This window comes from Hymenobacter daeguensis, from assembly GCF_054780555.1.
Map to the genome: position 1 here is coordinate 131,084 of NZ_BAAGWC010000014.1, position 21,430 is coordinate 152,513.

17 protein-coding genes are annotated in these 21,430 nt (G+C 62.0%); 13 read left to right on the forward strand and 4 right to left on the reverse strand.

What is annotated here, in order from left to right:
• The first annotated feature begins 81 nt into the window (after positions 1 to 81).
• The 7 genes from ACYVHT_RS15800 to ACYVHT_RS15830 all read left to right on the forward strand — a co-directional run bounded on the left by ACYVHT_RS15800 (position 82) and on the right by ACYVHT_RS15830 (position 8,415).
• The gene (locus ACYVHT_RS15800) at positions 82 to 936 is read left to right on the forward strand and encodes a hypothetical protein (protein ID WP_460553811.1); all 855 of its coding nucleotides are present in this window, start codon (positions 82 to 84) and stop codon (positions 934 to 936) included.
• Between the two features lie 161 nt (positions 937 to 1,097).
• Complete coding sequence (locus ACYVHT_RS15805) at positions 1,098 to 1,505, forward strand: GlcG/HbpS family heme-binding protein (RefSeq protein ID WP_460553814.1); 408 nt, start codon at positions 1,098 to 1,100, stop codon at positions 1,503 to 1,505.
• Positions 1,506 to 1,625: 120 nt separating this feature from the next.
• Complete coding sequence (locus ACYVHT_RS15810; protein WP_460553817.1) at positions 1,626 to 5,045, forward strand: methylmalonyl-CoA mutase family protein; 3,420 nt, start codon at positions 1,626 to 1,628, stop codon at positions 5,043 to 5,045.
• Between the two features lie 83 nt (positions 5,046 to 5,128).
• Entirely contained in the window at positions 5,129 to 5,884 is a 756-nt protein-coding gene (locus tag ACYVHT_RS15815; protein ID WP_460553820.1) for a DKNYY domain-containing protein, read from the forward strand.
• 305 nt (positions 5,885 to 6,189) lie between these two features.
• Entirely contained in the window at positions 6,190 to 7,230 is a 1,041-nt protein-coding gene (locus ACYVHT_RS15820) for a Fic family protein (protein ID WP_460553823.1), read from the forward strand.
• Between the two features lie 2 nt (positions 7,231 to 7,232).
• A complete protein-coding gene (locus ACYVHT_RS15825) occupies positions 7,233 to 7,409 on the forward strand; it encodes a hypothetical protein (protein ID WP_460553826.1) in 177 nt (58 codons plus the stop codon).
• Positions 7,410 to 7,500: 91 nt separating this feature from the next.
• Complete coding sequence (locus ACYVHT_RS15830; protein ID WP_460553829.1) at positions 7,501 to 8,415, forward strand: DUF6438 domain-containing protein; 915 nt, start codon at positions 7,501 to 7,503, stop codon at positions 8,413 to 8,415.
• Between the two features lie 254 nt (positions 8,416 to 8,669).
• Here the strand turns inward: ACYVHT_RS15830 and ACYVHT_RS15835 are convergent, their stop codons facing one another.
• The gene (locus ACYVHT_RS15835; protein ID WP_460553832.1) at positions 8,670 to 8,798 is read right to left on the reverse strand and encodes a hypothetical protein; all 129 of its coding nucleotides are present in this window, start codon (positions 8,796 to 8,798) and stop codon (positions 8,670 to 8,672) included.
• Positions 8,799 to 9,187: 389 nt separating this feature from the next.
• On the opposite strand from ACYVHT_RS15835, the gene ACYVHT_RS15840 reads away from it, so the two are divergent.
• Positions 9,188 to 9,802 (forward strand): histidine phosphatase family protein, encoded by a 615-nt coding sequence (locus ACYVHT_RS15840; RefSeq protein ID WP_460553835.1) that lies wholly within the window; start codon positions 9,188 to 9,190, stop codon positions 9,800 to 9,802.
• A gap of 91 nt (positions 9,803 to 9,893) precedes the next feature.
• Positions 9,894 to 10,625 (forward strand): hypothetical protein, encoded by a 732-nt coding sequence (locus ACYVHT_RS15845; protein WP_460553838.1) that lies wholly within the window; start codon positions 9,894 to 9,896, stop codon positions 10,623 to 10,625.
• A gap of 22 nt (positions 10,626 to 10,647) precedes the next feature.
• On the opposite strand, the gene ACYVHT_RS15850 is transcribed toward ACYVHT_RS15845, so the two are convergent.
• Complete coding sequence (locus tag ACYVHT_RS15850; protein ID WP_460553841.1) at positions 10,648 to 11,745, reverse strand: adenylate/guanylate cyclase domain-containing protein; 1,098 nt, start codon at positions 11,743 to 11,745, stop codon at positions 10,648 to 10,650.
• A 119-nt stretch (positions 11,746 to 11,864) separates the two neighbouring features.
• Here ACYVHT_RS15850 and ACYVHT_RS15855 point away from each other — a divergent pair, with 119 nt between their 5' ends.
• From ACYVHT_RS15855 to ACYVHT_RS15870, 4 genes are all read left to right on the forward strand, one after another.
• Positions 11,865 to 12,737 carry an aldo/keto reductase gene (locus tag ACYVHT_RS15855; RefSeq protein ID WP_460553844.1) on the forward strand — a complete coding sequence of 291 codons (873 nt, stop codon included), beginning with the start codon at positions 11,865 to 11,867 and terminating at the stop codon, positions 12,735 to 12,737.
• Between the two features lie 10 nt (positions 12,738 to 12,747).
• Complete coding sequence (locus ACYVHT_RS15860) at positions 12,748 to 13,572, forward strand: polysaccharide deacetylase family protein (RefSeq protein WP_460553847.1); 825 nt, start codon at positions 12,748 to 12,750, stop codon at positions 13,570 to 13,572.
• 104 nt (positions 13,573 to 13,676) lie between these two features.
• A complete protein-coding gene (locus tag ACYVHT_RS15865) occupies positions 13,677 to 14,993 on the forward strand; it encodes an esterase-like activity of phytase family protein (RefSeq protein ID WP_460553850.1) in 1,317 nt (438 codons plus the stop codon).
• A 125-nt stretch (positions 14,994 to 15,118) separates the two neighbouring features.
• On the forward strand, positions 15,119 to 16,186 hold the full coding sequence (locus tag ACYVHT_RS15870) for an OmpA family protein (RefSeq protein ID WP_460553853.1): 1,068 nt from the start codon (positions 15,119 to 15,121) through the stop codon (positions 16,184 to 16,186).
• Between the two features lie 104 nt (positions 16,187 to 16,290).
• Here ACYVHT_RS15870 and ACYVHT_RS15875 read toward each other — a convergent pair whose 3' ends face one another.
• Positions 16,291 to 21,147, reverse strand: coding sequence for a T9SS type A sorting domain-containing protein (locus ACYVHT_RS15875; protein WP_460553856.1), 4,857 nt, complete (start codon positions 21,145 to 21,147; stop codon positions 16,291 to 16,293).
• Positions 21,148 to 21,187: 40 nt separating this feature from the next.
• A partial coding sequence (locus ACYVHT_RS15880) for a hypothetical protein (protein ID WP_460553859.1) occupies positions 21,188 to 21,430 on the reverse strand: 243 nt, incomplete at its 5' end.

The following is a 21,430-nucleotide window of genomic DNA, read 5'->3' on the forward strand; positions in this document are numbered from 1 at the left end:
CGGCCCCACGTAGCTTGATTGTAGCGGGGGCTGCTTAGTTTTGCCGATTAGCCATTGCCATCTGACTACTCCTATTTGCCTATGCAACCGGAAACTGCTACTACTCCCACGCCTTCAGAAGACATTGACAAGAGCAAGTTCCTGACGACGGCGCTGAATGGCACGGCCCTCTACGTGCTGGCTTATTACCTGGTATGGGCGGTACACCAGGCGGCGAAGCTGGAAGTTTCGCGCTTCTACCACCTGCGCGGTGCCTGGGACCCGAGCCGCATCGTGTACACGCTGGCCGATGGCGAGTGGTGGCGCATGGCCATTATTGGGGTGCACGGGGCCGGGCCGTTGGCTTGCGTGCTGCTGGGCATGGTGGCATTTCGGTGGTACTGGCGGCGCGAGCGGGCGCGGCGCGGCAATTTCAAGCTGCTGCTGCTCTGGATTGCCTTTCATTGCTGCAACAACGTGTTTGGGGCGCTGCTGGCCGATACGCTCACGCATTCCGGGTTCTGGTACGTGTCGGACTGGCTGTTTCAGCTGGGCAACGCCATGGACGTGATTCTGGCCCTGCTGGCCGGGCTGGTGCAGCTGGCGGCCGGCTACTTTGGGGCAGTGGCCTTTTTACAGGCCCACGACTCGCGCACGGTCATGCGCTATTCCCTCCGGCAGCTCATGGTGATAAGCACTCTGATTGTGCCGTGGCTGGTGGGCGGGGCCCTCATTGCCGTGGCGAAGCGCCCGTATTTTTCGGTTTACGAAGGAGTTCACCTCCTGATGATGGGCCTGTTGGTGACGCCGCTGGCCCTGGGCTGTCTCAACGAGGTATTTTCGGAAACCGTGAACCGTCCTCAGCCGACCCATGTAGCCTGGGGGCTGGTGGGACTGACCGTCCTGGTGGCCGCCGGCTGGTACCTGGCCCTGAGCCCACCCGTCGCTTTTGGCTAAAGGACAATTTTTGCTTAGCCCTGGCCAGCGTGGCCAGGGCTTTTTTTTGCAAGCCTGGCGTTGCTGAACAGTGCCGCAGTGCCTGGGGCCAAAACCGAAGGGCCGCCACCAACGTTGGGTAAGCAGCAACCTCTCACCTTCCTTATTTTTTCGCATTTTTCATGGGAATTACTCTCCAACAAGCCCAGGCGGCCATTCAGGCGGCCCACCAGAAAGCCCTCGAAATGGGGGTGAAAATGAATATCGCCGTGGTCGATGCCGGGGCCAATCTCACGGCCTTCGTCCGCATGGACGACGCCTGGCTGGGCTCGCTCGACATCTCCATCAAGAAGGCCAAAACGGCCCGCTTCTTCGACATGCCCACCGGCGAAATCGGCAAGCTGGCCCAACCCGGCGGCCCGCTCTACAACATTGAGCACTCCAACGGCGGCCTCATCAGCTTCCCCGGCGGCCTGCCGATTAAAGGTGCCGACGGCCATGTTATCGGGGCCATTGGCGTGTCGGGCAGCAGCGTGGAAGACGACCACGCCGTGGCGGAAGCCGGGATGAAGGCCATCGAGAATCAGTAATTTTTGTTTTTGCACAACGCCTGTTTGAAACGCCCCGGCCACCCCGCCGGGGCGTTTTTCGTACCTTCGTACACGTTTTTCACCCTTATGGTCGCGGACTAAAAGTCCGCGCTACTTTATATGCACCCCGCTCCCACCGCGCCCTACAAACCGAAGAACCACGTTCGCATCGTCACCGCCGCCGCTTTGTTCGACGGGCACGACGCGGCCATCAACATCATGCGCCGCATCATTCAGAGCAGTGGCGCGGAGGTGATTCACCTCGGGCACAACCGCTCGGTGCAGGAAATTGTGGACTGCGCCATTCAGGAAGATGCCCAGGCCATTGCCATTACCAGCTACCAGGGCGGGCACAACGAGTACTTCAAGTACATGCACGACCTGCTGAAGGAGCGCGGCGCGGGCCACATCAAAATATTCGGCGGCGGCGGTGGTGTGATTCTGCCCAGCGAGATTGAGGAGTTGATGGGCTACGGCATCACCCGCATCTACTCGCCCGATGATGGCCGCGCCATGGGTTTGCAGGGCATGATTAATGATTTGCTGGAAAGTGCCGACTTCCCCACCGGCCAGAACCTGAACGGTGAGGCCGGCCACGTGAAGGAGAAAGATGCCCGCAGCATCGGACGTTTGATTTCGGCCGCCGAGAACTTCCCCGAGGAGTTTGAGCGGGTGAAAGGCCAGCTGGTTTCGGACTTCCAACTGAGCGAAAATAGCCAGAACCAATCCTTGAAATCCGGCCACTCCGCTCCTATTCTCGGCATTACGGGCACGGGCGGCGCGGGCAAGTCGTCGCTGGTGGATGAGCTGGTGCGACGGTTTTTGATGGATTTCCCGGAGAAGACCATTGCCATTATTTCCGTCGACCCCAGCAAGCGCAAGACGGGCGGCGCGCTGCTCGGCGACCGGATTCGGATGAACGCCATCAACTCGCCGCGGGTGTACATGCGCAGCCTGGCCACGCGCCAAAGCAACCTGGCCCTGAGCCGCTACGTGCAGGATGCCGTGGACGTGGTGCGCGCCGCTGACTACGATTTGATTATTCTGGAGACTTCCGGCATCGGCCAGTCCGACACCGAAATCATCGAGCACTCCGACGCCAGCCTGTACGTGATGACGCCCGAGTACGGCGCGGCCACGCAGCTGGAGAAAATCGACATGCTCGACTTTGCTGACGTGATTGCGCTCAACAAGTTCGACAAGCGCGGGGCGCTGGATGCGCTGCGCGACGTGCGCAAGCAGTACCAGCGCAACCACGGCCTCTGGGACACGCCCACGGACCAAATGCCGGTGTTCGGCACAATAGCATCCCAGTTCAACGACCCCGGTATGAACCGGCTGTACCGGGCGGTGCTCAAGATGCTGGAAACCAAAACCGGCGCCACGTTCGCCTCTCACCTGGAAACCAGCGCCGAGGATTCGGAGAAGATTTACATCATCCCGCCGCACCGCACCCGCTACCTCTCCGAGATTGCCGAAACCAACCGCGCCTACGACCAGCGCGTGCGCGAGCAGGCCAACATTGCGGAAGTAGCCGGCGCGTTTGCGAAGCTGGAGCAGCACTACCGCGACGAGAAAAAGAGCAGCGACAGTATGGTGGGCGAGTTCGAGAAGAACAAGCAAACCCAGCTCCGCCGCCTCGATGCCGACAGCCAGGCCATTCTGGAAAACTGGGAAAACACCCTGCAGAACTACCGTAATCCGGAGTACGTGTACTCGGTGCGCGGCAAGGAAATCCGGGTGCAGACGCATACCAAGTCGCTATCGGGCAATATGATTCCGAAGGTGTCGGTGCCGCGCTACACGGGCTGGGGCGACCGCCTGCGCTGGGCCATGCAGGAGAACTTCCCCGGCGAATTCCCCTACACGGCCGGCGTGTTTCCCTTCAAGCGCGAGGGCGAGGACCCGACCCGCATGTTTGCCGGCGAGGGCGGACCGGAGCGCACCAACCGCCGTTTCCACTACGTGAGCATGGGCCTGCCCGCCAAGCGCCTGAGCACGGCCTTCGACTCGGTGACGCTTTACGGCGAAGACCCAGACCTGCGGCCCGATATTTATGGCAAAATCGGCAACGCCGGCGTGAGCATCGCCTGCCTGGATGATGCCAAGAAGCTGTACTCCGGCTTTAACCTGGCCAACCCCAGCACGTCGGTTTCGATGACGATAAATGGCCCGGCGGCTACGCTGGCGGCGTTTTTCATGAACGCGGCCATCGACCAGCAGTGCGAGCTGTATATTAAGGAGCACGAGTTGACGGCCGAAGTCGATGCCAAGATTGACGCGCTGTTTGCGGCCAAGGGCCAGCCCCGGCCCCGCTACCAGGGCGAGCTGCCGGCCGGCAACGACGGCCTGGGTCTGCTCCTGCTCGGCGTGACGGGCGAGGACGTGCTGCCCGCCGAGGTGTACGCTGCCATCAAAGCCAAGACGCTGACGCAAGTGCGCGGCACCGTGCAGGCCGACATTCTGAAGGAAGACCAGGCCCAGAACACCTGCATTTTCAGCACCGAGTTTGCCCTGCGCCTGATGGGCGACGTGCAGGAATATTTCATCACCGAGAAGGTGCGGAATTTCTACTCCGTGTCCATCTCCGGCTACCACATTGCCGAGGCGGGCGCCAACCCGATTACGCAGCTGGCCCTGACGCTGAGCAACGGCTTCACGTTCGTGGAATACTACGTGAGCCGGGGCATGAGCGTGAACGACTTCGCGCCCAACCTGAGCTTCTTCTTCTCCAATGGCATCGACCCCGAGTACGCCGTGATTGGGCGGGTGGCGCGCCGCATTTGGGCCAAGGCCATGAAGCTGAAGTACGGCGCCGACGCCCGCAGCCAGATGCTGAAGTACCACATCCAGACCTCGGGCCGCAGCCTGCACGCCCAGGAAATCGACTTCAACGACATCCGCACCACGTTGCAGGCGCTGTACGCCATCTACGACAACTGCAACTCGCTGCACACCAATGCCTACGACGAGGCCATCACCACGCCCACCGAGGAATCGGTGCGCCGGGCCATGGCCATTCAGCTCATCATCAACCGCGAGCTGGGGCTGGCCAAAAACGAGAACCCGCTGCAAGGTTCCTTCATCATCGAGGAGCTGACCGACCTGGTGGAAGAGGCGGTGCTGCTCGAATTTGACCGCATCACGGAGCGCGGCGGCGTGCTCGGGGCCATGGAAACCATGTACCAGCGCGGCAAAATTCAGGAGGAAAGCATGCACTACGAGATGCTGAAGCACACGGGAGAGTACCCCATCATCGGGGTGAATACCTTCCTCTCGTCGAAGGGCTCGCCCACGGTGGTGCCGGCCGAAGTCATCCGCGCCACGGAGGAGGAAAAGCAGTACCAAATCGACATGCTCCAGCTGCTGCACCAGCGCAACGCCGACCAGGCCCCGGCGCGTCTCAAGCAGCTCCAGCAAGTGGCAGTGGCCAACGGCAACCTCTTCGCCGAGCTGATGGAAACGGTGAAATACTGCTCCCTCGGCCAGATTACGAACGCGCTATTTGAGGTCGGCGGGCAGTATCGGCGGAATATGTAATTCGGTCAGCCTTATGCTAATACGAAAGGGTGCTACTTTGCTGAGGTAGCACCCTTTTTAACTTACCATATTCACAAGAAGCCATGAAATCTATTTTTATCCACTGTACATCACTTATCGGTATAGCTACTCTATTCTCTTCGTGTACAAATTATTTGAAATCGGATGGAAAGGTTTATAAACGTTACGCCAATGCGGCAATGGGATTCGGGAAAACCGAGATACCAAGCGCAGATTATAATACATTCAAAAGATTAAACGGTATTTTTGCCTACGACAAAAACCATGTATATCGCGGATTAACTATTTTACAAGGCGCTGATGTAGCAAGCTTTTGTATTGTTGATGAGGGTAAAGGATATTATAAAGACAGGTCGAGGGTTTACTTCTTCGGGTACGGTGGAACTGATAATGTCATTGAAGAAGCTGACCCATCTTCTTTCGGAATAGCGTCCCTTTTACCTTGGTCATTTGATTCAAAAAATGTATTTTGGATAAAGAATAAATTGATTCCAAAACCGCAGCCTGATTTCAAACCAATTAATGGGCATTGGGCCAAAGACGGAAGTCATATATATTATCATAACGCTGCTGTTGACTCTGCTGACCGCGAAAGTTTTAAAGTATTGGATGACGATTATGCTAAAGATAAATTCCACGTATTTTTTGAAAACAAGATAATTCAGAATTGTCCTCCTGAGGACTTCGTAACGATGCGAAATTTTGGAGCTCACGACAAAACGTATTACTATTATTTCGGCGAAAGAAAGGAGTTGCTAAGTGAATATGAGGCTAAGGACAAGCTGTTTCGTCAGCAGCTTAAGCATCCACAGCGTTAACCACTTCATAGGTGACTTCCATTTCTCACAACATCCTGATTTTCCCATCTCGGGTGGACAGGTGTTGCGCATTATTGGGAGCAATTCTTAAGTCTTCAGCGGCTTTGGGAGGCGCCAAGGACACGGGGGCGGGCGCAGGGGGCCGCTGGGCGCGGCACTAGCCGGGCGCGGCACTAGCCGGGCGCGGCACTACGTAACTCTAAGCTTCGGCACCAACTTGGGGGGCACGCAGCTTATCGTATCAGCATCGTCTCGAATCGTATCAAATCGTATCACGGCAAGGGCCGGGCGCTTATCTTCGCGGCATGATAGAGCGCGTGCATACGGTGGAAGTGACGCTGGATTGGGCCTTGCTGGCGGCGGTGAGCAAGCTCGACCGATTTGATGCCAGCTGGTCGGCCATTGAGCGACGCGAGGGGCAAACGCTGAAGCAGCTCAAGGCCATTGCCACGGTGCGCAGCGTGGGCGCCTCTACCCGTATTGAGGGTTCGCGGATGAGCGACGCGGAGGTGGAAGTGCTGCTGCGCAATACCGACATCACCAAGCTCGAAGACCGGGATTCGCAGGAGGTGGTGGGCTACTTTCAGGTGTTGGACTTGATTGCGGAATCATACGCTGACGTCGATATCTCGGAAAACAACATCAAGGGACTGCACAACCAACTGCTGCGTTTCAGCCGCAAGGATGACTGGCACCGGGGTAACTACAAGCAGCACAGCAACGCCGTGGAAGCCACGCTGCCGGACGGCACCAAGCAGCTGATATTTCAGACCACCGCGCCGGGCTTTGCCACCGAGGACGCCATGCGCGAACTAGTGGCCTGGTACCACGCCGATACGACTACGCACCCGTTGGTGAAATGCGCCCTGTTCTGCTACGACTTTGTGAGCATTCACCCGTTTCAGGATGGCAACGGGCGCTTGAGCCGGCTGCTGGCCACCTTGCTCCTGCTCCAGAACGGCTACGTATGGATTCAGTACGTGAGCCTGGAACACGAAATTGAGAGCCGCAAAACGGAGTATTACCGCGAACTGCAGAAGTGCCAGTCGCAGCGGCCGGGCGAAAATATCTCGTCGTGGATAGCCTTCTTTTTTGATGCGCTGCTGAAAGTGCAACAGCAACTACTGCAGAAACTAACAGTGCGCGAGACGGAAACGCAGTCGTCGCCGCGGGAGAAAGCGGTGCTGGCTTTTGTGGGCAATTACCCCGGCTGCAAATCGGGACTGATAGCAGAGAAGCTGGGCATTCCTTCGCCGACAGTGAAGCGAATCCTGGCCGATTTGCTCGCGCAGCAACGCCTTACCAAAGAAGGCAAAGGCCCGGCAACTGTTTACTACGTGAGCTAGCTTTGCTGCACCAGCGCCACGCCGACCAGGCCCCGGCGCGCCTCAAGCAGCTCCAGCAAGTGGCCGTGGCCAACGGCAACCTCTTCGCCGAGCTGATGGAAACGGTGAAATACTGCTCCCTCGGCCAGATTACGAACGCGCTGTTTGAGGTCGGCGGGCAGTACCGGCGCAATATGTAATCTTATAATATTTGGCATCTGAAAGGAAGCTGTCTCAAAGTAGGCAGCTTCCTTTTCTTTTTACAAGTATTCTTGCTTTCTAATTCACCTTATGAAACACAAGTATTTACTAATCCTCATCATGCTTTTTCAGCATTTAGTAGTTGCGGCTCAAATAGACACCTTGCGTAGTAAGGCAGCCATTGAGTCTTACCTAAAGCAGAAGTATCGTTACAAATCTATTCAACTGAAAGAAGTCAACTCTGTCATAAAAGATACTGTTGCCTTGCAAGCCACCGACCCGCAGTATTGGTTAAAAGGCGACTTCAACCATGATGGGAAAACAGACTTATTTGTTGCTGCATCTGCTGAAGAAGGCAAACGCGGTGTACAAGACATATTTCTTATACTCGCAAGCGACCATAAGCGCTATTCCAAAGTAGATGTTGGCCACCCAATTAATTATTGGATACACGGCGGGACAACTTCTTGGGCAATCTACTCGAAATCAAATAGTGATTACCTAACTATGCGTTGCTTGACATCAAGAATCCCCCGTTTGGAGCGGGGAGGATGGGCAAACAGACCTGCATACAGCATAACTCATGATACACTATTTGTACTGAATAGTAAACCAATGATTTATGCCACTCATCCTTCAAAATTGATTATTGAGTCACTCAAATTTTCAACAACGCAATGCTTTGGCACATGCCCAGTATTTCAACTTACTATTAGAAAGGATGGCTCTGTTAGCTATAAAGGCATTGAGTACGTCGATAAGAAGGGTGATTTTAATTTAATTATGACAAAGCCAGACCTTAATTATCTAACTACACTGCTGGCAAATCTTAATTTACCACTTTTAGAAGACAACTATCAAGTTGATTACACCGATTCGCAAACTGCCTATACAACCATTCAGTATAGTAATGGCAAGACCAAAGAGATTGAGGATTACGGCTTGCAAGGAACGTACGGACTAGCTACGCTATACAGCTTCCTATTTGATTTAAGAAACTTCTAAACAGCTTCTCTCGCAAGAGGCGGGGCGCAACTCCAAGACACACTAAGCTTCCTCAGCGGCGTTGAGAGGCGCCAAGGGCACTGGGGCGGGCGCATGGGCCGGTCGGGCGCGGCGGCGCGACGCGGCCCGCTTCGGCAGCGGCTTGGAGGGCATCAGTTTTCCCGGATTCTTTGCATCTTTGCGCAACTTCCGGCGGCTGGGCACAGTTACAGCCCTAAGCAGGAAGGGCTTTCGCCCTCCCTGCCGGCCTTGGGTTAGTGATGCAGCAGCACGTACGTGCCCGCTGCCAACACCAGCCACCGACCAAACTGCGTGAGCAGTTTAACCGGGAGCCTGACGACTATTACCACGTAATCATCGCCGCTGTTTGGTTTGTTCTCCATCGTCTTCAAGGTTAACGGAGTAGAACAAATCACCCACTTCTCGAAGCCCGTGGTTTGCCGACCACGGGCTTCGCTCGTTTCAGCCGAAGCTGAAAAGGGCACCGTGGTTGGCGGGAGACTACCGCACAGTGCGGCAAAGCGACTTTGATTGGCCGGAATGGCAATCTTCCGGCTCACCCGGCGCAACTTCAAGACACGCTTAGCTTCCTCAACGGCCTTGAGAGGTGCCAGGGGCGCGACGCGGCCCGCTGCGGCAGCGGCTTGGGGCCTCTTTCGGCACAGTTAAAAGCCCCAGCCGACGGCCGACTGCAACCCTGCAACAGCTGAGCTAGTATGCCGCAGCTAACGCATGGCCCGATACCTGACCGGGCTACTTAACGCGGCCATTCATGACAGACCATTTCTCCGAGCTGGACCGAACCAAGCTGTTTCTGCTCTACCACCTCAACCCGGTGCATCCCAAGGCGCCCCCGGTGCCCAAAGGCCCCGTGCTCCGGATTGTGATTATCCGGCACGGTGAGAAGCCGACCGAGGGCGACAACCTGTCGGCCAAGGGCTTTGAGCGGGCGCTGGCCCTGCCCGATGTGCTCAACAAGGTGATGCCCCGGCCGCCGCACTTCACTTACGTGCCCTGCATCGGCACCGACAAGGACCAGACCACCCGCGTGCGGATGATGCAAACCGTGCTGCCCTACGCCGTGCAGCACAACCTGACCATCAACAGCGACTACGCGCCCGACGAAATCAAGGGCCTCGTGAAGGAGCTGCGCCGCCAGCGCGGCACCGTGCTGCTGGTGTGGGAGCACCACAACATTGTGAAGATTGCCGCCGCCCTGGGCATCAAAGAGCCCCAGGAATGGCCCGACGACGACTACGACAGCATCTGGAGCATCACCTTCCGCAAGGGCCGGGCCAAGGGCAAAGCCCGGCAGCCGGTGCTCCGCAAGGATGAGCAGGGCATTGAGCCGGCGGGGGTGCTGCCGGGCACGGCTATGCAGGCATGAGTTAGGCTGCCCGCGCTGGCCATTGGCCTTCTGGCTGCACAATTTTTAAGGCTGAAAACTGGTTTGGGTAGCCGAAACGCATTGCTCCCCGATGAACGTACTGCCAAACCGTCTCCTGATTTTTCTGCTGGCCGGCCTGTGCGCCTGCTCCCGAAACGCCGCGGAGGTGCGGCTGGAAGGCCGGACCACGGCAAACGGCCACCAGTATTCGGTGTTTCATCCGCAGGGCCTGGCCATTCGGGTGGTAACGGCCAGGCCGGACGCGGCCGACAGCCACAACCAGCTGAGCGTGGCCGCCGCCTACACCGATTTGGATACCGACCAGCCCCTGGACCTGCTGGTGGACAACGGCCGCGTGCGGCAGCCCAGGGCCAAAGTGGGGTTTCTGGATGGGATGCTAACCATTATCGGCGACTCGCTCACGATTACCCAGATTCCCGGAGGGCAGTCGCCGGCCGGCGCGGAGCTGGAGCGGGTGCGGCGGCAGCACGGCACGCTGCTGCTACAGGAGCTGCTGGTGTTTCGGGGCCGCAGGGTGCATTCGGACGGCGGCAGCTTGTTTCAGCGTCGGGCCCTGGCAGAGCTGGCGGGCCGCCGGTGGGCGGTAGTGGAGAGCGTGGCCGATAACCTGACGATGAAGCAGTTTGCCGATGACCTGCTGGAGCTGGGAGCCCGCAATGCGCTCTACCTGGACATGGGCGACTGGGACGAAGGCTGGTACCGGGCCGGAACCCGCATAGTGAAGCTGGGCCACCGCCGGACGGAAACGGCCCGGCAGTCGAACTGGCTGGTGTTTGGACAGCCGGCGGGCGCGCCGGAGTAGCCCCATCCGGCGCGGCGCTACTTTACTGCCCTCCCCCGGTTTCGGCCGAATACAGGGCCACGGTGCCGGCCTTGCCGCGCAGTGGAAACGCGCCCAGGGCCTGAAACCGGAATTCGGCCGGGTGCGGCAGGGCTTCGTAGAGAGCGGCCGAAAGCAGCAGGCGGCTGTGCAGGGCATTGCATTTGGCCTCGATGCGGGCCGTGGTGTTGAGCACGTCGCCGTGGAACACCAGCTCCGTCTTGACGGCCCCGACCTGCGTGGCCATCACCGGGCCGCCGTGCAGGCCAGCCTTGAAGGCAGGCACGGCCCCGTAGGTGCGCAGGTAGTAGTCGCGGCGCAGGTCGATGGCCTGCTGCATGGCGAAGAAGCAGCGCACGCACCGCGCCTGCTCGAGGCCGGGCTGCCACTCCCAGGTCACGACGACCTCATCGCCGACGTACTGGTAAATCTCGCCCCGGTGGGCCACGATGGGCGCGCCCATGTCGAAGAAGAAGTCGCGGATGAGCTGGCTGTAGCGCGCATTGCCCAGCTCCTCGGCCAGCGTGGTGGAGCCCTTCACGTCCACGAACAGGAAGATGCGCTGCTCGGCCACGGGGTGGTGGTAACGGCCCAGAAACAGGCGCAGCAGGGCGGGGCGGCCCACCTTGTTGCTGAGCTGGTAGAGCAGCGACGTGAACAGGCTCAGAATGCCGTAGCCGGTGAGCAGGCGCACAAAGGCCCGGCCTTCGGGCCGGATGGCCAGGCTGCGCCAGCTGTGCAGGCCCTCGCCTTCGAGCGAAGCCAGCAGGTGGTTGTCGGGCGCGTTGTTGAACGTGCGGTGGATGAGGTAGAGCATGGCCCAGAAGCCGGCCAGGTAGAGCACCAGGCCCAGCGCCAGCCGCGTTCCGAGCCGCACCCGCGCAAACAGCTGCGGATACACATACACTTCGAGCCCGGCAATGAGCAGGCCAACGGGGCCGCCCACCCGCAGCACCAGCTGCACATCGAGCCCGGAGAGCGTGCCGCGCACCAGCAGCACGAGCAGCAGCGCGCCCAGCACAAAAAACACACTCAGGGCCAGTACCGAGTGCCAGTAGAACCGCTGCAACGGCCGTTGCCAGGGCGAGTGATAAGAAGCCATAAGCTGCGAATTACGCAAGAACGGGCCGTAGCACGCCCACAACGCGCCCACTGCCGGCCGGGATTTCAAGCATTCGGCCCGGCAAACCGTCTCCAATAGCCTAACCCTATTCTTTTCTCATGTCCACCATCACCATTGCCCAACACTCCGCCCAACCGCTCACCGTTTCGCGCCTCGGCTACGGCACCATGCGCCTCACCGGCCCCGACATCTGGGGCGAGCCGGCCGACCGGCCGCAGGCCCTCGAGATTCTGAAAACCGCCGTGGCCAGCGGGGTCAATTTCATCGACACGGCCGACTATTACGGCGAAGACGTGACCAATCGCCTCATCGCCGAGGCCCTGCACCCCTACCCGGCCGGCCTCGTCATCTGCACCAAGGTGGGGGCCACCCGCCGCCCCGACAAAAGCTGGGTGCCCTTCAACACCCCCGACAACCTGCGCACCAGCATCGACAACAACCTGCGCACCCTCCGGCGCGAGCAGATTCAGCTGGTGCACCTGCGCCTGATGGGCCACGGCCCGGTGCCGCTGGAAGAGCAGCTCGGGGCCATGTTTGAGCTGCAGCGGGAAGGCAAAATCCAGCACGTGGGCCTGAGCAACGTGAACCGCGCCGAGCTGGAAGCCGGCCTGAAGCTGGGCGAGATTGCCACCGTCGAAAACATGTACGGCTACGCCCAGCGCACCAGCCTGAGCGCGCCGTATGGCGAAACCCGGGGCGGCGAGGAAGTGCTGCCGCTGTGCGAGCAGCACGGCATTCCGCTCATTCCCTTCTTCTCGCTGGTGCACGGGCTGCCCAATGCCGGCAACAAGCTGGCCGAAGTGGCCAGGAAATACGGCGTGACCGAAGCCCAGCTCAACATTGCCTGGCTGCTGCACAAGTCGCCCTGGATTCTGCCGATTCCGGGCACCTCGTCGCTGGCGCACCTGCGCGAAAACCTGAAAGCGGCCGAAATTCAGCTCAGCGCGGAAGACATGGCGTACCTGGGCTAATTTGCAGCCCATGAGCTTCGCCAAAACCTTATTGCTGGCTCCCGTTCTGCTGCTGCTGCTGGCCGGACGGGAGCCTGTTTCGGCCCAAACCACTAACCCGTGGAATGGGAAATCCTGCGCCGTGGTGCTGACCTACGACGACGCCATCGACGTGGACCTCGACAACGTGGTGCCGGCCCTGGATTCGGCCGGCTTCCGGGGCACGTTCTACCTCATCGGCTCCTCGCCGGTGGTGATGAAGCGGCTGGAGGAATGGCGCAAGGCAGCACGGCACGGGCACGAGCTGGGCAACCACGCCTTGTTTCATCCCTGCGACGGCAGCCTGCCGGGCCGCAGCTTCGTGAAGCCCGACCACGACCTGCACACCTACACCGTGGGCCGGGCGGTGGACGAAATCAGGGCCAACAATGCGCTGCTGACGGCCATCGACGGCAAAGCCAGCCGCACCTTCGCCTACCCCTGCGGCGACCGGCTGATTGGCGGCGTGGCCTTCTACGACCAGCTGCGCCCCGATTTTGCGGCGGCGCGGGGCGTGTCGCCCGGTCTGCAAACGGCCGCCGAAGTGAACCTCGACAACGTGGACGCCTATTCCATCAACGGCCAGAACGGGCAGTACATGATTGACCTGGTGAAGCAGGCGCAGCAGACGCACACGCTGCTGGTGTTGCTGTTTCACGGCGTGGGCGGCGGGCACCCGCTGAACGTGGACCTGGCCGCGCACCGCCAGCTGCTGCGCTACCTGAAAGCGCACGAAAAAGACATTTGGGTAGCGCCGATGGTGGAAGTGGCGGAAAAAATAAGGAGCGAGCAGCAGCCGGCGGCGGGCAGGAAATAGCCAGCCGCCGAATGCACCCAAAGCGTAGCCCTGCGGCAATATTCAGGAAACACCGTCACCAGACTTTTGCGGGATAATTCATTTCTATTACCCGCATTATGCACTTGAAATACTCCCCTTTGGCCAGGGTTTTTGGTGGAATTCTCGTTGGAAGCGTGCTGCTCGGCGGCTGTAAAAAGGACGAAGAGACGGGCTCCACGGCCCTCACCTACCCGGCTTTTGCGGAGGCCAGCAGCCCGCGCGTGCTGGCCACGGCCCCCAATGGCACGGTGCTGTACAACGGGGGCTTCGGCTCGTCGATGGCCCAGGACCCCAACGACCCGGCCGTGTTTTACCTGCTCACCGACCGGGGCCCCAACGCGGCCGGCACGGCGGCCAACTCCATCGTTTTCGGCAAGGCCGACTTCACGCCCCAGATTGGCAAGTTCCGGATGAAAGACGGCGTGCTGACGCTGGAGCAAACCATTCTGCTGAAAAACGCGGCCGGCCAGCCCCTCACCGGCCTGCCCAACCCCGTGGGCCAGGGCAGCACCGGCGAAACCGCCCTCGACCTGACCGGCCAGTCGCTCGGCACCAGCCCCGATGGCATCGACTCGGAAGGCCTGGTGCTGGCCTCGGACGGCTCGTTCTGGATTAGCGACGAGTACGGGCCGCACATCGCGCACTTCGATGCCACAGGCCGCACCATCGAGCGCATCAACCCCTTCGGTACCGGCACGGGCAGCCGCACGCTGCCGCTGGTGCTGGCCCGCCGCCGCCCCAACCGGGGCATGGAGGGCCTGACCATCACGCCGGACGGCAAAACGCTGGTCGGGCTGATGCAGTCGCCGATGTACAACCCCTCGTCGGCGGCCGTGTCGGGCTCGCTGGTGCTGCGCGTGGTCACGTTCGATATTGCCACGGGCGCAACCAGGCAGTACGCCTACCTCATGGAAAATGCCGGCCTGACCGGGTGCAGCGAAATCGCGGCCATCACCAACACCACTTTCCTGGCGCTGGAGCGCGACGGTCTGTACGGCGGCAACCCGGCCGCGCCGGCCACCTTCAAGCGGGTGTATAAGTTCGACCTGGCCGGGGCCACCGACATTTCGGACCCTGCCAACACGGCGGCCGGCAAGCTCTACGGCGGCCAGACGGTGGAACAGCTGAAAACGGCGGCGGCCCTGACCACGGCCGGCATCGTGCCCGTGACGAAAACCCTGGTGCTGGACCTGCTGACTGACATTTCGCCCGTTTATCCGCACGACAAAGCCGAGGGCATGGTCCTCATCGGCAACGACCTGCTGGCCATTTCCAACGACGACGACTTTGGCGTGCTCGACAACGGGCAGAACGGTTTTGCGGCCAAAATCCTGCCCGCCACCGGCAAAGTGGACCTCAACCGCATTTATTTCGTGAAGCTCAAAACGCCGCTGCGCTAAACCGCCGGGCAGCGCCCAACCCTGTAAAAAAGGCTGCCGGAACTCATTCCGGCAGCCTTTTTGTATTTCGGCCGTCCGTGGTTCAATCCTGTTAACTCCTGATGCGCTACTTACATTCTGGCAAAATGAAACACAGCTTTTGGTATGGCCTGGCGGCATTGTTGCTGGCCGGCCCGACGCAGGCCCAGTCCCTGACGGGCGTATGGCAGGGCGTAGAAACCGAAACCGGCAAGCCGGATGGCTACTGGCCCGCCGTGCTGCGGCTGCAGAAAGGCAAAGGCTCCGGCCTGTTTGGGGTACTATATGAGGAAGTGGGCGGCAGCCCCGGCATTTCGGTCACGTTTCAGATGACGGGCACCGGCACGGCCAAAACCCTGCGCCTCGACCACGGCGACAAGCTGAACGAAACCGGCCGCTCGTTTGGCAGCTATTGGTGCGACGGCTCCATCACCTTCACCTACGACCCGGCCCTGGAAAAGCTGACCGGCCACGCCACCTACCGCCCGGTGGGCGATTGCAGCGTGGGCACCTACACGTTCTATCGCATCAAGCTGAAATCGGCCGCCACGGTGCCGGCGGGGGTCGAAAGCAGCATTCGCGTATCGGGCCGCAACGTGCTCTGGTACGCCGATGCCGAGCTGAAACAGCCCCTTGCGGCCGGCAATACCTACCGCACCAAGCTCACCAAAACCACCACCTTCTACCTCCGGCAGGGCTACTACCCCACCGAGCAAAGCCCGGTGGTGCCCATCACCATTACGGTAACGGGCAAGGTGCCCCCGGCCCCGCCCACGCCGCCGGTGGCCGTTGCCCCGCCCGATACCGCCCGGCCCGCCCCGGCTCCGGCTCCCCTCATCACCACCACGCCGGTGGTGCTGCCCACGGTGTTGTTTCGGGTGGGCAAGCCCGAGCTGCTGCCCGAGTCGAGCCCGGCCCTCAACCAGCTGGCCGCCGAGCTGAAAGCCCGGCCCGCGCTCAAGCTGCGCGTATCGGGCCACGCCGACCGGGTGGGCGAGCCGGAAAAAAACCTCGTGCTCTCGGAGCAGCGCGCCGAAGCGGTGAAGGCGTACCTGGTGAAAGCCGGCATCGCGGCCGAGCGCATCAGCACCATTGGCTACGGCGACTCGCGCCCGCTCTACCCCTCGCCCGATGTGCGGAACCGCCGGGTGGAAGTGGAGGAAATGCCGCAATAAGTAGCCCGTCTCGCCCACCGCCACGCAAAAAGCCCCGGCCTGCATCAGCAAGCCGGGGCTTTTCAACATGGTAGAAGCAGCAGAAAAAAGGTAGAACCCGTTGCTTACTCCACAATCAGCTTTTTCACGATGATGCCGCTCGGCGTGCTCAGGCGCAGCGAGTACACGCCGGTGGCCACGTTGCTGAGCGGCAGCCTGTGCGTGCTCAGGCCGGCGGGCAGCACCTGCTGCTGCACCACCCGGCCCAGGGCATCGACCAGGGCGGCCGTCACGGGCTGGCGGCTGAGGCTGCCGGGCAGCTCCACGGCCACGGCCGTGCGGGCCGGGTTGGGATACACCGCCACCTGGGCCGCCAGCGCGGCCGAAGTGCTGAGCACCTGCGCTGGCCCAAACACCAGCTCGAAGCGCGGAGTGGTGTTGGCCGCGTTCATGGTGAAGGTGTAGTCAGGCGTCAGGCTCAGGTCGGTGAGGGTGTTGAGCTGCAGGTCGCGCAGCCAGGGCTGGGCCCCGGGCGCGAAGTTGAGCAGCTGCGCCGCGTGCAGGGCGTAGGTGCCCGTGGCCGGCAGGCCAATGAACAGCGGCACGGTGACGGACGCGCTGCCCATCGGAGGCAGGCCGTTCACGGCCAGGTTGCTGCCCACGGCCACCGAGGCCAGGTTCAGGCCGGTAGTGTTGGGCAGCTTCACGGCATCGTAGTGGTCGTCGAGCCCGGCGGTGGCGCCCTGCTCGAAGTACACGAATGCCGCGTCGCGGGTGCCCCGGGCATCTACCAGCTCCAGTTGCACGGCGGGCCGCAGGTCGGCAGTGGGGCGGTTGAAGGCGGGGTTCTGGTAGGTGGTCGAGCGCCAGGCATTGAGGAAGCTGAAGGAAGCCACCGGCTGGCTCACCCGCACGAAGAAGCCCTGCATCGAGCCAATGAGCCCGCCCGGCAGCGTGCCGAAACCGTTCTGGTAGAACTGGTAAGTGCCGGCGTACTGGCTGCTGGACTTGAAGACGTACACGGCGTCAATCACGCCGGCTGGCAGGCCGGTGCGCGCCACGCTCCAGTCCAGCGGTGCCGGGTAAGGGTTGCCCAGCAGGTGCCAGCCCGCGTTGGCCGTGCTGCCCCGCGAGAGTGCCCCCACCGAAATGGTGCCGTTGTTGAGCGCCCCCACCAAATCGACCTTGCTGGCCGCGTCGATGTTGACGGTGTAGCCGCGGCCCGGAGTCAGCCGGCTGGTGGTGGTGTCGGGCGAGAAGAAGCCCTGGTCGAAGCTCTGCGTGGTGGCGTTGGTGGCGGTCACGCGGCTTTCATCGTAGCCATACACCGTGGGGAAAGGCGTCACGGTATTGCCCACGGTGTTGTAGGCCGGGTTCACCACTGGCGTAAACGTACTGGTGCTCAGGTCGGCCACGGTGGTGCTCACCACGGGTGAGCTGTAGTGCCGGTAGCCCAGGCCGGCATTCAGGCTGGGGTCGATGTAGCGCTGCACGGTGGCCGTGCCAAAGACGAAGCCGCCGCTGTTGTTCACCACCATAGCCGTGCCGGCGCTGCTGCTTTCCAGGGTGAAGACGTTGCTCTGCGTCACGAAAGCGCCGTTCAGCGTCAGCAGACGTTGCACCGAAGCGCCGGCCGAGGTGCTCAGCAGCACGCCGTTGTTGTTCACGGTCAGGTTCCAGAAACGAATGCTGCTGCTGCCCAGAATGTTCGGGCCGTTGCTCTGGGGCGCAGTGCCCAGCACTACGGTGCCGCCCGTGAGCGTGAAGATGCCGTTGTTGGTCAGGTCGGCCCGCACGTCGAGCGTGCCCCCCGTCTGCGTGAGCGTAGTCCCGGTGTTCACCGTGAGGCTGCGCGTGGCAGCCGTGCCAGCACTGATGAGCGGGTAGCGGCCCGTGCCCACCACCGAAATCCGGGCATCGAGGGTGCTGGTGGGCACCCCGGCCGTCCAGTTGCTGGCCGTAAACCAATCGGTCGAAGCCGCCCCGGTCCAGGTCGTCAGGGTCACGGGCAAGGTATAGGTGATGCTGAACAGCGGGGCAGCCGTGTTGCCGTTGCCGGCCGCGTCCTGCGCCGCGTTGGCGGGCACGCTCACCGTCACCGGGCCGTTGGCCGCTGGCGTTATGTTGAACGTGTACGTGCTGCCGCTGCCACTAAAGCCCGAAAGCGTGCCGTTCGTCACGGCCACGTCGCTGGCTACAAACCCGGTCACGCTTTCCGAGAACGTCACCGTGAAGGGAATCGGCGAGGTGCTGGTCGTGCTGCCCGAAGCGCCCGCCGTCGAGCTGATGACTCCCGTCGGGCTCACCGTGTCCACGGTGAAAGTGTTCGTGCCACTGCTGGGGCTCACCGCCGCGCCACTGGTTTGCGCCGTGGCCCGCACCGTGTGGCTGCCATCGGCCAGGGCCGTGGGCTGCGTCAGGCTGAAGGTGCCGCCCGCCGTGGCCGTCGTCGTGCCGATGCTGCTGCCGTCCACAATGACCGTCACCGTGCTGCCGGCCGGGGCCGTGCCGCTGTAGGTGGGCGTGGCCGTGTTGAGCAGGCTGCCGTTGGCCGGGGTCGTAACCACCGGCGCGGCCGTCACGGGCTGGGTGTAGGTGATGCTGAACAGCGGGGCGGCCGTGTTGCCGTTGCCGGCCGCGTCCTGCGCCACGTTGGCGAGCACGCTCACCGTCACCGGGCCGTTGGCCGCCGGCGTCACGGTGAAAGTATAAGTCGTGCCACTGCCCGAGAAGCCCGAGAGCGTGCCGTTGGTTACGGCCACATCGCCCGCAATGAAGCCCGTCACCGACTCCGAGAACGTCACCGTGAAGGGAATCGGTGAGGTGCTGGTCGTGCTGCCCGAAGCGCCTGCCGTCGAGCTGATGGTCACCGTCGGGGCGGTGGCATCAACCGTGAAAGTATTCGTGTTGCTGCTGGCGCTGGGCACCCCGTTCAGGGTGGCTGTGGCCCGCACCGTGTGGCTGCCATCGGCCAGGCTCGTGGGCTGCGTCAGGCTGAAGGTGCCGCCCGCCGTGGCCGTCGTCGTGCCGATGCTGCTACCGTCCACAATAACTGTAACGGTGCTGCCGGCCGGGGCCGTGCCCGAGTAGGCGGGCGTGCGGGTGTTGAGCAGGCTGCCGTTGGCCGGCGCGGTCACCACCGGCGGACTGAGCGTACCGGTTACCTGCAGCAGGTCGAAGGCAAAGTCGGCCGGGTCGTCGTCAATCGACAAATCCAGCCGGAAATCCACCAGCTGGCCATTCAGGGCTGCGGGCAGGGCGAAGGTGAAGTTTTGCAGCGCTTCGGTCAGGGTCGTGCCCGTGGGGAAAGTGCCGGGGTTGTTGGGGTCGGCATCCTGCTTCATCACGCCGCTCCCGCCGGTCGAAGTGCCCCGGAACGACCCGAACAGCGTCCAGGTGCCGGCACTCCCGCCGGCGCGGTAGTAGAGCTTGAAGTAATCGGTGTTCTGAATGCGGCTGCCCACCGAAGTCGCTCCCAGCCGAATCTGAAATTGCAGGTTGGTGTAGTTCGTAGCATCAACCTGCTGGGTCGTGAGGCGGCCAATGCGCAGCGGGTCGGGGTTGCTGGCAATGGTGGTGTTTTCGCCAAACCAGTAGTAGCCGTTGCTGATGTTGGTGAACGTGGTCGGGCTGCCGGCCGCATCGTACGGGTTGGCATTGGTGCGCAGAAACCCCGCGTTGGGGCCCGGCGCAAACTGGTTGGAGTTGTAGCGCAGGCCCTCGCCGTCGGTCGTAAAATCTTCGGCGTAGGGCAGCGCCACCGGCCCATTCAGCACGGCCGTCACGGCAATGGTGCGCGAAACGGCATTGGAGCTATTGGTGCCGTCCGTGGCCGTGAACTGCACCACGCGGTTGCCCCCGATGGCGGTGACCACGTTGGAATTCCGGTACGTCACCGAGCGCAGGGCGGCCTGGTAGCTGGCCAGCGAAGCCGTTCCGCTCAGGGCCAGCACGCCGGTGGTCGAGGTGTAGGTGCCCGAAATGCCGTTGCCCGCCGTGAAGGCCAGCACATCCTGCCCCGACACAAAGCCCGAAACAAACTGCACCGTGGCACCGGCCAGGGTGGGGCTATCCGCGTCGCTTACGGTCAGGGCACTGGTCACCTGCGTGGCCGCCTGGCCCTCCGAATAGGGCAGCACGGAGCTTTCAATGCTGCCCAGCACCGGCGGCGAGGTCGCACTCAGCGTGCCCAGTATCCGGATGTTGTCGAAGGCCAGCTCCTCGTTGCCGCCGCGCTCGTCCAGCACCACCCGCACGCGCAGGGCGCTGCCGGTTGGGGTGATGGGAAAGGTGTAGGTGGTAAGCGTCTGGCTCAGAATGGGCGAGCCCAGGGCCACGTCATCGGCCGAGGAGCCGTCGCGGCCCACGTCCTGCCGCCAGTTGCCGGCCGTGGCGGCTGCCGCGTTATCGCCCACAAACTGCCCGATGACCACCCACGCCGGCGAAGGGTTCGTGATGGGGTCAAACGTGTATTCAATCCGGATAAAGTCATCATTCTCAATCTGGAGCACGCCGTTGTTGGGCGGCACGCGCGTGCCCTGGGCCAGGTCTACCCGCACTTGCAGGCCGGTATAGCCGGTGGTGTTGGTAGGCGTCAGCTCCACATAGGCCGCCGGCTGCGTGTCGCTGCCCGCCGTGGCATTGATGCCGCGCACCGACTCCCCTATCCAGAAGCACGAGCCCGTGGTGTTGCCGATGGTGATGGGAAAGGCATTGGCCCCGAACGAGGCGTTGGGCGGCGAAGTGCTCTGCCCGGCCGGGTACGGGTTCAGCACCGGGTTGGCGCAGTTGCGCGTCCAGTACCGCGTAAAGCCGGTGGCCGTGCCGTCGGGGGCCACGCTGGCGCTGCGGTAGTCGAAGGTATTGGTGGTGTAGCGCGTACCCTCGCCGTCGGTTTCGAAGCTCTCCTGCTTCAGCAGGGTCTGCGCCCGGGCACCGCCGGTCAGCAGCAGCAGGAGTAGAAGAAGTAAACGAGTTTTCATGGTTGGTAAGACTTGGGGGTTGGAAAAGAAGGCAAAAGCATCAATCGGCCAGCACCGGCGCGTGCTGCGCCACGGGCAGGCTGGCCAGCACTTCGCCGGCCTGCACCCCCAGCGCGGCCAGCTGCGGCCCGGTGAAATATCCTTCGTCGAGGGCCACGGCATCGAGGCGCAGGGCCTCGCCCGCGCCGCACGCCACTACCAGCCCCTCGGCAGCCGAGGCCACCAGCACCGTGCCGGGCGGGCCGGGCGCGGGGCCGGCCAGCGGGGTCACGCTCAGCAGGCG

Excerpts from the sequence above, each read along its gene's own strand:
- ACYVHT_RS15800 (WP_460553811.1), top strand. The coding sequence starts at position 82 with ATGCAACCGGAAACTGCTACTACTCCCACGCCTTCAGAAGACATTGAC.
- ACYVHT_RS15805 (WP_460553814.1), top strand. The coding sequence starts at position 1,098 with ATGGGAATTACTCTCCAACAAGCCCAGGCGGCCATTCAGGCGGCCCAC.
- ACYVHT_RS15810 (WP_460553817.1), top strand. The coding sequence starts at position 1,626 with ATGCACCCCGCTCCCACCGCGCCCTACAAACCGAAGAACCACGTTCGC.
- ACYVHT_RS15815 (WP_460553820.1), top strand. The coding sequence starts at position 5,129 with ATGAAATCTATTTTTATCCACTGTACATCACTTATCGGTATAGCTACT.
- ACYVHT_RS15820 (WP_460553823.1), top strand. The coding sequence starts at position 6,190 with ATGATAGAGCGCGTGCATACGGTGGAAGTGACGCTGGATTGGGCCTTG.
- ACYVHT_RS15830 (WP_460553829.1), top strand. The coding sequence starts at position 7,501 with ATGAAACACAAGTATTTACTAATCCTCATCATGCTTTTTCAGCATTTA.
- ACYVHT_RS15835 (WP_460553832.1), bottom strand. The coding sequence starts at position 8,798 with ATGGAGAACAAACCAAACAGCGGCGATGATTACGTGGTAATAGTCGTC.
- ACYVHT_RS15840 (WP_460553835.1), top strand. The coding sequence starts at position 9,188 with ATGACAGACCATTTCTCCGAGCTGGACCGAACCAAGCTGTTTCTGCTC.
- ACYVHT_RS15845 (WP_460553838.1), top strand. The coding sequence starts at position 9,894 with ATGAACGTACTGCCAAACCGTCTCCTGATTTTTCTGCTGGCCGGCCTG.
- ACYVHT_RS15850 (WP_460553841.1), bottom strand. The coding sequence starts at position 11,745 with ATGGCTTCTTATCACTCGCCCTGGCAACGGCCGTTGCAGCGGTTCTAC.
- ACYVHT_RS15855 (WP_460553844.1), top strand. The coding sequence starts at position 11,865 with ATGTCCACCATCACCATTGCCCAACACTCCGCCCAACCGCTCACCGTT.
- ACYVHT_RS15860 (WP_460553847.1), top strand. The coding sequence starts at position 12,748 with ATGAGCTTCGCCAAAACCTTATTGCTGGCTCCCGTTCTGCTGCTGCTG.
- ACYVHT_RS15870 (WP_460553853.1), top strand. The coding sequence starts at position 15,119 with ATGAAACACAGCTTTTGGTATGGCCTGGCGGCATTGTTGCTGGCCGGC.
- ACYVHT_RS15875 (WP_460553856.1), bottom strand. The coding sequence starts at position 21,147 with ATGAAAACTCGTTTACTTCTTCTACTCCTGCTGCTGCTGACCGGCGGT.